Source organism: Peribacillus sp. NPDC097675 (assembly GCF_050277655.1).
Classification (GTDB): Bacteria; Bacillota; Bacilli; order Bacillales; family DSM-1321; genus Peribacillus.
This window is the reverse complement of the sequence record NZ_JBNNSK010000011.1, coordinates 17485-30041: the sequence shown is the minus strand read 5'-3', so window position 1 is coordinate 30041 and position 12557 is coordinate 17485. Positions and strand designations below refer to the sequence as shown.

Here is a 12557-nt window from a genome sequence, read left to right as displayed (position 1 = left end):
CCTCCTAGTTAGTCACAACAAATTCGTTTTCCTTGTGTAGTTAATTCTTCTAATTTAAATGTTTGACTTGGCAAGTCCTTGATAACAGTTTGTATAAAAGAATGATACGAAGAGGTTGAGTTTAGCGAATAAAAGATCCATGTCCCTTTTCTGGTTTCTTTAACAATTCCGTAATCTTTTAATTTTCGAATATGTTGGCTGATAGCTGGCTGACTCATATCGAATAGGGCCACAAATTCGCAGACACAACACTCATGCTCAGACATAATTTTAACCATCGTCAAACGTGTTTTATCACCCAGAAGTTTCAGAATATTCGCTGTTACTTCGATATCCAACATTTCATTCGTTTTCATATTATCCCTCCTAACCTTTATATATAAGCATATGCTTATGTTTTATCCATCATCATTATATAAGGATATTCTTATATAATCAAGTGATAATAATCTCCTGTGGTTATATTTCCAAATAAAATTTTCAGTGTATTTAATATGGTAATATTTAGTTATGCATAAAAAGAGTAAATTATCACCCAGTACTTTCTAACTCTTAGCAATAATTCTACAAGGAGATTATTATTATGAGATTGCACTTTGAGGAATGGATAAAAGACCAAAGAATAAGTCATAGAACTGAAGAATTAATTAATGAAGCAATAATATGTTATAGAGCTAAAGCCTATAAAGCATCCTTATTATTCTCATATTTATCTTTCCAAAACATAATTAAAGAAAGAATTCTTTCGGCAGATCCTCCCCTTGGGTATGCTTCAAATTTATGGGGAAATATTCAAAGAGAGTTAAGAGATGATGATAAGTGGGAATCTAAAATAATTGAATGCATAGACAGAAATAAACCTGGCAGTATATTTCGATTGTCAGATGATGTTAAAAAACAATATTTTTATTGGAAGGATCGACGAAATGACTGTGCTCATGGAAAAGATAATAAGATTGGCATAAGTCATGTAGAAACGTTCTGGCTTTTTGTTGAATCAAATCTTTCTAAGTTTGGGGTTAATGGAGGAAAAGAATCTCTCTTAGAACGAATTAAAGTGTTTTTTGATACAAACTTAACACCCCCTCATGCAGACCCTTTGCCTATTATAAGGGATATTCCATATGCAATTGAACCGATTGATTATACTGAAGTGCTTGATATAATATTTGACTATACTGAGATTGAACCAATGTTGGATTGGTACGATGACGTTTTTTGGATTAAAATATTGACAATAGAAAGTGAATTTAGAGTCCATGCAGTCAACTATTTAAAAACTAAAAAACATTTAATTTTGCATATCTTAAGCAAGGATCCTAGTAATCTCATTTACTTTTCTGAAGATCCAGTATTTATTCGTTCACTTTGGAAAGAAGAAAGTAATCATAATAAATCTCACATTCTAATATCTATTCTTAGACATAGGTTAATACCTAAAGAACAGTTCAAAGAATTTGTAAGTACTGTTAGTAGTGTTATTGATCGTTTATTGTTAAATCAGAATGATGAGACAGTCCTTAAAACATTGGAAGAATCAGGATTCTGGACAGAATTTAAACTCTTAGCATTTGACGATTATAATATTTCTGATTTTAATTGGTCTGGTGACCATAGAAACTTAATATGCTATTTAATCTTAAAAGATGGGTTTGACGAAGATATAGTAAAATCTCTCAATTATGCATTTTCGGGGAATTTCACCCCTTGGAAATTAGGTAAATCTTTAGATCAGCTATTCACAAATAATCCAACATATAAAATAGAATACAAAAGAATCACTGAAGAAACAGGAGGAACCTTACCAGAACGATTTTTCCCTGAAGAGTTTTGATTTAGAACAAAGTGCGATATGGTTCAGAAAAAAGACCAGCCTAGCTTCAGGCTGGTCTTCTGTCTTATTCGCAACAAGAATTATTTTTTATTACCAATTTCACTGGCACGGGGCTTCCACAACAAGAACTACCCTGTGTTTCCGTTGCGGACATATCCGAATCGCAGGAATTAGAAGTCAGATTCACACTGCAAACCCCTGTTTCAGGAAGTTCCAACTGTACTTCTTTTGCTCCCTCTATATCTCCTGTAAGATAAGCCACCACTGAACGGACTTGTTCGTAGCCTGTCGCCATTAAGAATGTAGGTGCTCTTCCATAACTCTTCATGCCAACGATATAAAAGTTCTTTTCGGGATGACGTAATTCTTGTTCACCATGCGGACGCACTGTTCCACAGCTATGAATATTAGGATCAATTAGCGGCGCAAGTGCTTCTATGCTTTCCACAGCTGAATCAAGGTTAATTCTTAATTCATTTAAAAAGGATGTATCTGGTCTAAACCCTGTACTCACAACAATTTCATCAATATTATCAAGTCTAAATTCTTCTCCGTTCAGTTCTCCCACAAGAGTGATTTTATCCTTTGTGGGGGAAACTCCGTTAATATGAAAAGGAGTGAGAATATTGATTCGTCCAGACTCCACTAATTCCTGAATTCTAATGCCTAGTTCTCCACGAGCCGCCAAGCCGTCATTTTCTTGCCCACCATATACCTCATTGATATGTTTTTTACGAAGCACCCAGTAGATTTTTGTATCCGTATATCGTTGCTGTAAAGTTGCCAAATCCAATAGAGCATTGATGGCAGAATGGCCACTACCGATAACCACAGTCGATTTATTTTGATATCTATTTTCTAATTGTTCGACGTTAGGAATGCCATAGTGGATTTGATTGTGCAGATCCTTCTCGGCATTCGTCCAAATACCATTAGAAAGGATAGGGTTTGGGTTTGTCCAAGTACCTGATGAATCAATTACCGCTTTTGCTTCAATGACCTTTGTATCACTATTCACTTCTACATACAATTGAAAGGGAACATCGTCACGTTTTCCTGTTTTTAGTTTATCATGAGCCTTTTTAGCAACGCCGACCACTTTTGCCTGTAAGATAATATTTTCTTTTATTTCTGGAAGATTACTTAGGGGCATAAGATACTCTTCTACCAATTCACGACCTGTCGGCAATGCTTCTTCGTCAGGTGATGTCCATCCAGCTTGCTCCAGTAATTCCTTTGCTGCTTTATCGATGTTATACTGCCAGGGTGAAAACATCCTTACATGGCCCCATTCCAACATGTTTGAACCAACCGAGTCGCCCGCTTCCAAAACGATAAACTTCTCTCCTTTTTTTAGTAAGTGAGCGGCAGCTGCCAAGCCCACAGGACCTCCACCTATAATTGCTACTGGTAATGTACTTTTCTCCTTTTGAACCATCATTGTTTCCTCCTCTAATCTTCACTGTTTTTATTCATGAATATTTGTTGTATGAAAAGTTGCATTTTGCAACTATTGATAAAATTTAATACTACCCGCCTGGAGTAGTACAGCATACAGAGGACTTCAGCATTCGATCATTTAATAATTTAAGTGACCGTACGACCGAGTCAATTTCAAACTCATTCATCGTCTTGAAGATTTCATTCAAGTAATCATTCATTTGCTGATCGATGATTTGATTAACTTTTTGTCCTTTCTCCGTGAGGGAAAGGATAGAAATTCTACGATCTTCCGCATCTTGTGTTTTAGTGACCAAATTCAATTTTATTAGAGATTGGATTTGCCGACTAAACGTTGTAATATCTGTTCCCAATGTTTCTGCAAGCTGCTGGATGGAAGAGTTATTTCGTCGGTTTATTTCATACAGGATATGGCTTTGAACAAGTGAAACCTCTATTCCTTCAGCGTTGCAACAATTTTTATTCAATAATCCAAAACGTCTAGTTAAGAGTTGGAAGAGATCTCTAAGATCTTCATTTTCCATGACTGTCACCTCACTATCAGTTATACTCCTATTATTTGCATTTTGCAACTAATTGATGCATGTATTTTTTAGTTTTTCTTTAGCTTGTTAAACGCTGATATGAAATTCCGTCGAGTTTGCTCGCCAAAAGAATCTTCCTTTCCTTTAAAGAAATTTGTTTCGATGTATTCTTTTGCCTTTTCCAAATCAGGTTCACGAGATGCTAAAAGCAACTTAAAATAGGATTCAAAATAATCAATCGACAATACACTTGCATGGTTAACAGTCATACCCGCTCCCCCCTTCTTGTTTACATTAATTTCTCCATAGCCATAACATCCACATATTCTCCGTCTAATATTCCCTGATTCTTAAATACACCCACTTTCCGATACCCCTTTTTCTTATACAACCCTTGACCCATCTGGTTAAAAGGGAAAGTAAACAGAACAATTTTGTGGAAGTCATTTTCTTCTGCCAGCTTTTCAATGGAGTCCAACAATAAACCTCCAATCCCTTTCCCACGATGATTCCTAGATATATAAACGGATAAATCGGCAATCCCCTTATAAGCACTGCGATGGCTATATTGATTCAAGGAGGACCATCCAACTATTTCTCCTTCTTCCTCAGCGACGATAACCTTATAACGTCCGATGTGGTTGGCAAACCATTCTTTCATATAAGTTTGGTCCTTCATCTCTGTTTCCAACGTGGCAACTCGATCCTCAATCCCTTGATTGTAGATATTTTTAACGGAGTCTAAATCGGTTTCTATCGCTTCACGGATCCTCATAACTTCCCCTCTTTTTTCACGAGTTTAGATAAAAATCATATATTTAACTTAGCACCCATACTTGCATTATGCAAGTATATTTGTAGTTTGAATCCTACCATGAGCGTTATAAATATACACTTTATCCATATTACCATTTAAAGTAATTAGTTACATTTTATTCATCGTCCATCTATAATTAATACAATCATTATTAAACTACATGTGGACTGATTGAACTAATTAATTCATGAGGTGATAATATGTTCGAAAAATTAAAAACTTTATTTAAAGAATCGAAAAAAATTGCTACTCATCCTATTCCCCCACCAAAATTAGAAGGGAATGAACCTAGAACTTCAACTACAATAAAATTTTCAAATAAGCAAGTGGATTATGTTGAAGAAAGTATTACATTATACGGTAAAGCTAAGGAATTGTTCGATAAAGGTGGAGATTTCAAAGAGGTATGTAATATTTTAGATCGTGCTAACAGATTCCATTATTCTTCATTTGTTCCAGAGTTCGATGACGACCATTTTAAACGGTTTTATAGTTTAAATGTACTGGCGTACAAAGAAGCAAAAAAGCTAAAAATCCCCCTAAAGGGAATAGCTAATGAAGATCTTTCTAAGATTCAACATGAATTAATGTGGTATTCTCTCAATAATAATAAGGCTGACTACATTATAATGGCATTCTTATTGTTTCGGAACTATCATTGGAAAGAGTTTGAGGATGAGCTTAAAGCTACAAAAGAAATTGGAGATAAAAACCTTACAATGCACTATTTTGTAAAGAATGAATCAGGAGAGCAAATTGATTTGATACATTATGAGAAAAAGTTCTATTCGCTATCCCACGATGCCCGAATTTTATTAACAAGTTTCAATGCAATCGGAAGGGAAAGAAAAGTCAAGAACCCAGAAGAAATATTAAAAATCAAGAACTCTCCTGGCTATAATGAAATCCAACAGCATGGCTATATTCAAGAAGTGTCCGAAGAATTAATCATAGAGTTTCCCGTGACAAATTCTAAAAAAGTAATGTATGAAAAAAAGAAGCTTCAATTCTTACTTATACACTTACAAACAATAGTTCATGCCCAGCGCGAATGGTCAGATATTCAAAAAGATTTAATAAAGGCTACTGAAACTAGAAAAGACGAACTAGTTGTTTTGATAAATGGTTTTGGAGGAAGTTCAAAATGTAGAAAAGAATTCTTCTATATGAAAGATTTGAAGAAATCCAATCTTATTCCACATGCAGTTGGATGTAAGTGTTCAATGTCCCAGGCAAACCTTCGCCATTTATCTGATGCAGAACTTAATACATACGGAATAATAAAATAAACATAAAGATTTACCTTAAATCATTAATTTTGATTGAACTAACGGATGCTTTAGTAATGAACGGACATCAAAGTAAAATGAGCTTGGAGATTCATTTTCTTGCTCAATTTTTTTGCATTATTAAATCAATTCCTTAAGATTGCGAGTAACTGTATTATTATATCGTCCAAGCAAAAGGTACAAAAAGAGCAGTGTGATTCGGATTGAATCACACTGCTCTTTTTGTACCTTTTATGGGTGATATATTTTTCGTAACTTCTTAACTTTCTTTATAAAAACTTGCGATGTAGCCCTTTTCCATCATACGAGAAGAGAACTTCTTTCACCTCAACTACCGTCTCTAGGTGAACCGCTCTCCCCCAAAGCTGATAAATATAAGGCAAAACTTTCTCCAGATATTTCATATCTAATTCAATATCTTCATATTCATGCTTTAAATACAGCTCACCATTCCGCATATAATCTCCATCATTCACTGTGAGATATGGGAACCCCCCATTAACACGCATATTTACGAGTTGATCGCGTACTTGCCTCCAATCTTTATCGATGACTTTATAGTCTTTTCCTTGTTTTTGGAATAGGTACATATCTTCCCTTGTGACCAGTTCTTTTGTTAAATAATTTCGTAAAAAGGAAATATCCGATTCCACTTCCCGTACTTCAAATATCTGTTGACGACCTGAATTTGGTTTCACGCCTTGTCTAAGCATTTCTTCTGATGGGTTATTGTACCGTTCTTCAATGTCTTCAAACATTTTCAGACCTAAATAATAGGGATTGATACTAGTGCGGGAAGGTTGTACAACTCCAGCGTTGAGTTTCGCAAACTCAACGGCTTCGCCTGATGTTAAATCCATTTCTCGAAGGATTCGTTGGTGCCAATAGCTTGCCCATCCCTCATTTAAAATCTTCGTTTCAAGTTGCGGCCAGAAATAGAGCATTTCTTCTCGCATCATGGTCAAGATGTCCCGTTGCCAATCTTCTAGTTCCTGACTGTATTGCTGAATGAATAACATCAGGTCCTTTTGTGGCTGTGGAGGGAATTTCCTGTGCTTCTTTACGGGTGATTTTTGTTTCGGTCCTACTTTCTTATCTAACCCCCATAAATCATCATAAGGGGTAATTACTTGTTCGAATTCATCCTTTTCATCTTCAAATGTAATGGTGGACGCTGGTCGGAGAAGAGCAGGATCAATATGCTCCTCTATTGCTAATACCGCATCTAAAAACGTTTCTACCTCATGCTTTCCATATTCAACTTCATATTGGTGAATGCGGTTTGCGGTTGCAGCCATACTTTCCACCATATCTCGATTCGTATTTTGAAAACGAATATTATTTTTGAAGAAATCACAATGTGCCAAGACATGAGCAACAATTAGTTTATTTTGTATTAATGAATTAGAGTCTAATAAGAATGCGTAACAAGGATTGGAGTTAATCACTAATTCATAAATTTTACTTAAGCCAAAATCATATTGAAGTTTCATCTTATGAAATTGTTTTCCAAAGCTCCAATGAGAAAAACGTGTAGGCATTCCGTAAGCTCCAAACGTATAGATGATCTCACTTGGACAAATTTCATATCTCATGGGATAGAAATCCAATCCAACTCCTTTAGCAATCTCCGTTATTTCATCAATTGCCCTACTCAAGTCCTTTTGCTCATCTACTTTCACATAGTTTCCCCCTTAATTCTCTTTTCTTATAGTATGAAAAAACATTGAAGAAAATGACGTAAACCCTTTCAGTGAATCCAAGGACAAAGAGAGACTCACAATAAAGGGTTTCATTCGGAAAGGATGGAGAAATTCATATGAGTACTTCAAGTTCTACTGTTAATTGGTTAGACATAACATTCAGTTTGGTTGGTTAGTTTTTTTAGTTGCAATAGGATTTTTGATCTACAAAATTATCAAAATTAAGAGGCATAATAAGCGTTTAAATAAATAATTTTTAAAATAACTCCATATTAATCTAGAAGTAAAATAGAGGTCTCTCCATAAGAGGTCTCTATTTTTTTCGTTCTTATTGCCAAGGCCGTACCAAAACAACTGTTTCTAAAGTCTTATATGGGGCGAGTTGTGAAAGAAAAAGTAGATAAAATGTTGGCTCTAGACTTGTAAAAGATGCTTGGAGACTATAAAACGTTGCGCAAGAAAAAAGATTAGAACATTATAGAATTAAATCCACTGATGGTAAGTACGTTCTCAAAGGCTTATATCAATGAGCAATTATGTAATATTAAAATTTTTATCCAAATAATTGAAACGAAATGACTTGGGTGTCAGTCTAACTGTTGTCTGAAAGAAAGGAGTGAAAAATATGTTCCATTTTAATACGGTAAAAAAAGCGCAAAAAGGGGACGACCAAGCATTCATAAAGCTAATTCATAAAGAAAAAGAAAAACTTTATCGAACAGCATTCCTGTATGTGAAAAATGAAAGTGACTCTCTAGAAATTGTTCAAGATACGATTTACAAAGCCTACATATCTATTGGAAACCTAAAGGACTCTTCATACTTCTCTACTTGGCTGACGCGGATCTTAATAAACACAGCATTGGATTTTATCAAGAAAAATAATAAAGTGATCCCCATTGATCAAGATTCATTGGAGAGAATTAAATCCTCCGAAATATTAATGCTTGAAGACAAGATGGACCTGTTTATAGCAATTGAAGGGTTAGCTGAGAAGTACAAAACAGTGATTATTCTTAGATACTATCAAGACTTAACTATTAAGCAGATAGCTGAATTTCTAGAATGCCCTGAAGGAACGGTTAAAACGAATTTACATCGAGCCATTAACGAATTGAAGGGTAAGTTAAAGGAGGCGTGTATAAATGAATAATCAAATTCCAGACATAAAAGAAGCTATTGAAAAGATTGAGGTACCTAACGATAAACTTGATAAAACAATAGAGGTTGCAATAAAGAGAGCGAAAACGAAGCATAAGAAACCAAAAAGAAAGTTGTATCCCTTTATTGGTGTAGCTTCTTTAGCAACTTGTGTATTAATTGGCTCTGCCTTTGTCTCCCCAGCAATGGCTAAGGTATTATTATCTATTCCAGTATTGAATTCTGTTTTCGAGTTTGTAGGGGATAGAGGGCTTGAATTAGCTAGTCAAAAGGGGTTATCAGAGAAGATAGAGAAAACCGTTACAGATAAAAATATAAGCTTAACAATGAAGGAAATCTTTTATGATGGTACCCGTTTGTCGATTAGTTATATACAAGAATCCCCTAACAAGTGGGGCGATTTAGGAGAATTAGAACTAAAAGTTAATGGTAAGGAAATAAATTTTGGTGACGGTCGGACGGGAGAATTTTTAGCTGATAATCAATACGCAGGTGTAATTAATGTAAAGCCTGAGGAGGAGCTACCAGATTCATTTGATCTAAGCATAGGGTTGAACAATATAGGCAATATAAAAGGAAATTGGAATTTTGAAATTCCAGTTACCAAGTCTAAGGAAGAAGTGAAAACAATTCAATCTAATCAAGTGATGGCTTATAAAGATACACACATGACTGTGAAAACAGTTAAAGTCGGACCTGCGGGAATTAAACTGTCAGTTGATTTAACTTCATATGATGGAGAAAATCCACAAATGATTGATAATAGACACCTACAATTTAATTTACTAAATGACAAAGGGGAATCGCTTACACAATCTGGTGGATCTGGTTCAGGTAGTGATAAAGGAGGTAAACTTGTTATGAATATGGAATATGGCTTTTCTCCTTTAGAAGAGAGTTCGGAGTTTTTAACTATCAGTCCCTTCCTTATTCCCATTACCAATGAGCAATCTTCAAGGATCGAACAACCTTTACATTTAAATAAATTACCAATTACACTGGACCAAGGTGAAATGGGAAAAATTATTGTAACTGATGTGATGTACCAAAAAGATAAAACGTTGTTATACTTCGAAGTGGTTAGTGATTTTCCTTACGATGGTCATTTCAGCTTCAACAGCCTATGGCTTGAAGATAAGACAGGAAATAATTTAACAAGTGATTCGAAAGGATATGCGGAACGAATCAAACAAAACACGTATGTTCAAGAGTTCAAGCATATAAATAAAAATGAACCAATAAAAGTGGTGACTATTAGCATGCCAAATCTTGAAGTATTAAAGGAAATGGAAATAAAGATACCACTAAAATAGAAATAGGAAGTATATAAAAAAAGTCGATTTCTTAACGTACAGGAAATCGACTATTTAATGTTGGAAATTTACTTGGTGTACAGAATTCCCAAAATGTTGCTGTACGCCATAATGAACTAAGTATTAATCTGCTATTCCTTATAGAATAACGAGTGCTTTAGTAAAAACGGACATCAAATACAATGAGCTTGGAGATACATTTTCCAGCTCATTTTTTTGTGCATTATTTAATCAAACGTTACCTTTAACATAGCCATTTTAATTAAGTAAATAAATTTCCTGTGAAGATGAAAAGATTAAGTGAAATAAAGCTAACATATTCAGGAAATTACAAATATATAATACTTCTAAACAAAGCATCACCATCTCATCAAAAGGAGATATAATCAAATGAAAAAGGTGCATACATTTAATTTGTATATCTTTGGTATTCTGTTGCTTTTGTTGCTTTTATTTATTTGTTTGCAAATCAATGCCTTGACGGAGGGAATAGAGGGCGTAGAAGATAAACTTGCTTCTATATTTAATTCGCTTAATAGATAATCAGAATATTAAATAGATCGGACTACAAGCTATTTTGAGTCTGTATATTTTTAACACGTCTTTAAAGTCACGGATGTTTTGAAATAATTATATAGAATTTATATCTTATGACCACTAAAGAAGATGACAGGGATAATCCTGGTCACCTTCTTTTTTTACTTTTTAATTACTACTTCTTTCATCACTAAATTATGAAATAATAGCCCCTATCGCTACTAAGTCAAGTGTAGGTTATTCATACAATCTTTCTTTTTATAAAGGTTTTTTGTATAACTATTCCGAATATGTAAATAAATCCTAAGATGATGATCATAGAACCTTAGATTTAGCGCTTTTTATGATGGAGGTTGAGAATGAATCTAGAAAATTTAGGTCAACAAATTCGGCAATTAAGAGAAAAAAAAGGAAAAGGGCTTAATGAATTTGCAAAAGAGCTTAATGTATCAGCAGGGTATTTAAGCAATTTAGAAACGGGTAAATCAGATACCATTAAATTAACTATTCTAGAGAAAATTCAAGAATATTTAAAAGTATTGCCAATCGATTCCACGTCTAACGTTTCACAACGTATAAACCGTATTGAGCAGCATATTAAAGATCTTGAAAAAAAAGATCCACTATATGCTGAGTTTTTACTCCAAAATGTTGAGAGTAGCATAGAGTGGTTTAAAAAGCGTACTAAATAACGTACTAAAAATTATATATAAAGTTAGACCACTTAGACGTCAGTAAACAATTGTTTACTCATATGGATAGTGATTGTTTTTTTCTCTATGCAGGAATCTTTATATCCTGAACACCAGCTTACCAGTGGGAGTCAAGTATAGACTGGTAAGCTGCGAGTAACTTCTTCTGCTCCTATTTATATAATCCTTTCTTTAAAGCACTCATCATGTGTATTGGATGTACCTTCGTCTAATGCCTACTCATCGACATCAAGATTCTATGGTACTCCATTTTCCCCATCAGTCACTGTTAAGCTTTCTTTCTCATCATCACCTTCGCCAGAACTCTGCCCACCCCTTGAAGAGTTTGTTTTTTCCATAGCTTCCACGATATCGGGATGAGTTGCAACCAATAGATGTAACCACTGATTCTTTTCTTTCTTAGAAACTGGGCAGATATAAACTGAGGAACCTTTTTCATTATTGAATAACGTTTCTCTCATCTGTCCATTTTCATAATAACAAGTGTAAACAAATTCTAATTGCTTATCAGAATAAAGTTCCAATATCTTTTTACCAGTCTTTTGTCCTTTTAAAATCTTAATAAGGTTTTCATAAGAAAGTTTATGGTATTTGTGTTTATTCCTTGATTCCTTCCTATTCACCTTGCTTTGATCCTGATTAATAGGATTAGCTTTCGACCATTCAGATAACTTTGTTTGAAATGAGGGATGTTCAAAGAGTTCATAAATCCAATTACCTGATGGTTTAATTGGTAACGTTTCATTTATAAAGGCATCATCTTGATCAATCTTTTGATTAGCAATAGGCTGCTCGCTAGCACGCGTATCGGTCGTACCATTTTCATCAAAAATCAGCAAACTAGGTGTCTCTTTTTTTGCCACACCATTCTTTTCTGATAAAAGAATCTGTATGTACTTTTCTGGTTCAGATTTCACATGTAACTGTTCAATGTATTTTTCATATGTGTATATAACCTGTACCATGCCAGGCTTCTCTTCCTCAATAAATTCGTACAAATCCTCTTCACGAATTCGATATCCATTTTTCCTAGTATCCTTCTCTGCTTTTAGTCTTCCACTTCGTATAAATCGAGTTACCATCTGGATCTCATCCGTTATATAGTGTTTCCTTAAAATTTTTAACGCTTCACTGGTATTTAATATCTGCTCATCCATCTACATCTTCCCTCTCCATTTTTACCTATATATATGTAGCGGACAAGC

The 12557-nt window shown here is 34.4% G+C and carries 13 protein-coding genes; 6 read left to right on the top strand and 7 right to left on the bottom strand.

From position 1 onward, the window contains the following. Positions 1–8: 8 nt before the first annotated feature. Positions 9–356, bottom strand: a complete 348-nt coding sequence (locus tag ACQKL5_RS16275; protein ID WP_427609933.1) for an ArsR/SmtB family transcription factor — start codon at positions 354–356, stop codon at positions 9–11. Between the two features lie 227 nt (positions 357–583). On the opposite strand from ACQKL5_RS16275, the gene ACQKL5_RS16270 reads away from it, so the two are divergent. Next, on the top strand, positions 584–1834 hold the full coding sequence (locus ACQKL5_RS16270; RefSeq protein WP_427609932.1) for a hypothetical protein: 1251 nt from the start codon (positions 584–586) through the stop codon (positions 1832–1834). 64 nt (positions 1835–1898) lie between these two features. On the opposite strand, the gene ACQKL5_RS16265 is transcribed toward ACQKL5_RS16270, so the two are convergent. The 4 genes from ACQKL5_RS16265 to ACQKL5_RS16250 form a co-directional block, all read right to left on the bottom strand. Continuing rightward, entirely contained in the window at positions 1899–3275 is a 1377-nt protein-coding gene (locus tag ACQKL5_RS16265) for an NAD(P)-binding domain-containing protein (RefSeq protein ID WP_427609931.1), read from the bottom strand. Positions 3276–3363: 88 nt separating this feature from the next. Next, entirely contained in the window at positions 3364–3819 is a 456-nt protein-coding gene (locus ACQKL5_RS16260; protein ID WP_427609930.1) for a MarR family winged helix-turn-helix transcriptional regulator, read from the bottom strand. A 68-nt stretch (positions 3820–3887) separates the two neighbouring features. Beyond that, positions 3888–4088, bottom strand: a complete 201-nt coding sequence (locus ACQKL5_RS16255) for a hypothetical protein (RefSeq protein ID WP_427609929.1) — start codon at positions 4086–4088, stop codon at positions 3888–3890. Positions 4089–4108: 20 nt separating this feature from the next. After that, positions 4109–4594 (bottom strand): arsinothricin resistance N-acetyltransferase ArsN1 family A, encoded by a 486-nt coding sequence (locus tag ACQKL5_RS16250; protein ID WP_427609928.1) that lies wholly within the window; start codon positions 4592–4594, stop codon positions 4109–4111. 242 nt (positions 4595–4836) lie between these two features. Between ACQKL5_RS16250 and ACQKL5_RS16245 the strand changes: the two genes are divergently transcribed. Next, positions 4837–5925: a hypothetical protein gene (locus tag ACQKL5_RS16245; protein ID WP_427609927.1), complete on the top strand. Its 1089-nt coding sequence runs from the start codon at positions 4837–4839 to the stop codon at positions 5923–5925. 269 nt (positions 5926–6194) lie between these two features. Here ACQKL5_RS16245 and ACQKL5_RS16240 read toward each other — a convergent pair whose 3' ends face one another. Further along, entirely contained in the window at positions 6195–7607 is a 1413-nt protein-coding gene (locus ACQKL5_RS16240; RefSeq protein WP_427609926.1) for a SpoVR family protein, read from the bottom strand. 646 nt (positions 7608–8253) lie between these two features. Between ACQKL5_RS16240 and ACQKL5_RS16235 the strand changes: the two genes are divergently transcribed. From ACQKL5_RS16235 to ACQKL5_RS16220, 4 genes are all read left to right on the top strand, one after another. Next, on the top strand, positions 8254–8781 hold the full coding sequence (locus ACQKL5_RS16235; RefSeq protein WP_427609925.1) for a sigma-70 family RNA polymerase sigma factor: 528 nt from the start codon (positions 8254–8256) through the stop codon (positions 8779–8781). Beyond that, a complete protein-coding gene (locus ACQKL5_RS16230) occupies positions 8774–10102 on the top strand; it encodes a DUF4179 domain-containing protein (RefSeq protein ID WP_427609924.1) in 1329 nt (442 codons plus the stop codon). Before ACQKL5_RS16235 ends, ACQKL5_RS16230 begins: the two co-directional genes overlap by 8 nt. A 390-nt stretch (positions 10103–10492) precedes the next feature. Continuing rightward, positions 10493–10645, top strand: coding sequence for a hypothetical protein (locus ACQKL5_RS16225; RefSeq protein WP_427609923.1), 153 nt, complete (start codon positions 10493–10495; stop codon positions 10643–10645). Positions 10646–10998: 353 nt separating this feature from the next. Beyond that, entirely contained in the window at positions 10999–11331 is a 333-nt protein-coding gene (locus tag ACQKL5_RS16220) for a helix-turn-helix domain-containing protein (protein ID WP_427609922.1), read from the top strand. Between the two features lie 257 nt (positions 11332–11588). Here the strand turns inward: ACQKL5_RS16220 and ACQKL5_RS16215 are convergent, their stop codons facing one another. Beyond that, positions 11589–12509 carry a hypothetical protein gene (locus tag ACQKL5_RS16215; protein WP_427609921.1) on the bottom strand — a complete coding sequence of 307 codons (921 nt, stop codon included), beginning with the start codon at positions 12507–12509 and terminating at the stop codon, positions 11589–11591. Between the last annotated feature and the right edge of the window lie 48 nt (positions 12510–12557).

Coding starts and splice junctions, on each gene's coding strand:
- ACQKL5_RS16275 (WP_427609933.1), bottom strand. CDS start 356: ATGAAAACGAATGAAATGTTGGATATCGAAGTAACAGCGAATATTCTG.
- ACQKL5_RS16270 (WP_427609932.1), top strand. CDS start 584: ATGAGATTGCACTTTGAGGAATGGATAAAAGACCAAAGAATAAGTCAT.
- ACQKL5_RS16265 (WP_427609931.1), bottom strand. CDS start 3,275: ATGATGGTTCAAAAGGAGAAAAGTACATTACCAGTAGCAATTATAGGT.
- ACQKL5_RS16260 (WP_427609930.1), bottom strand. CDS start 3,819: ATGGAAAATGAAGATCTTAGAGATCTCTTCCAACTCTTAACTAGACGT.
- ACQKL5_RS16255 (WP_427609929.1), bottom strand. CDS start 4,088: ATGACTGTTAACCATGCAAGTGTATTGTCGATTGATTATTTTGAATCC.
- ACQKL5_RS16250 (WP_427609928.1), bottom strand. CDS start 4,594: ATGAGGATCCGTGAAGCGATAGAAACCGATTTAGACTCCGTTAAAAAT.
- ACQKL5_RS16245 (WP_427609927.1), top strand. CDS start 4,837: ATGTTCGAAAAATTAAAAACTTTATTTAAAGAATCGAAAAAAATTGCT.
- ACQKL5_RS16235 (WP_427609925.1), top strand. CDS start 8,254: ATGTTCCATTTTAATACGGTAAAAAAAGCGCAAAAAGGGGACGACCAA.
- ACQKL5_RS16230 (WP_427609924.1), top strand. CDS start 8,774: ATGAATAATCAAATTCCAGACATAAAAGAAGCTATTGAAAAGATTGAG.
- ACQKL5_RS16225 (WP_427609923.1), top strand. CDS start 10,493: ATGAAAAAGGTGCATACATTTAATTTGTATATCTTTGGTATTCTGTTG.
- ACQKL5_RS16220 (WP_427609922.1), top strand. CDS start 10,999: ATGAATCTAGAAAATTTAGGTCAACAAATTCGGCAATTAAGAGAAAAA.
- ACQKL5_RS16215 (WP_427609921.1), bottom strand. CDS start 12,509: ATGGATGAGCAGATATTAAATACCAGTGAAGCGTTAAAAATTTTAAGG.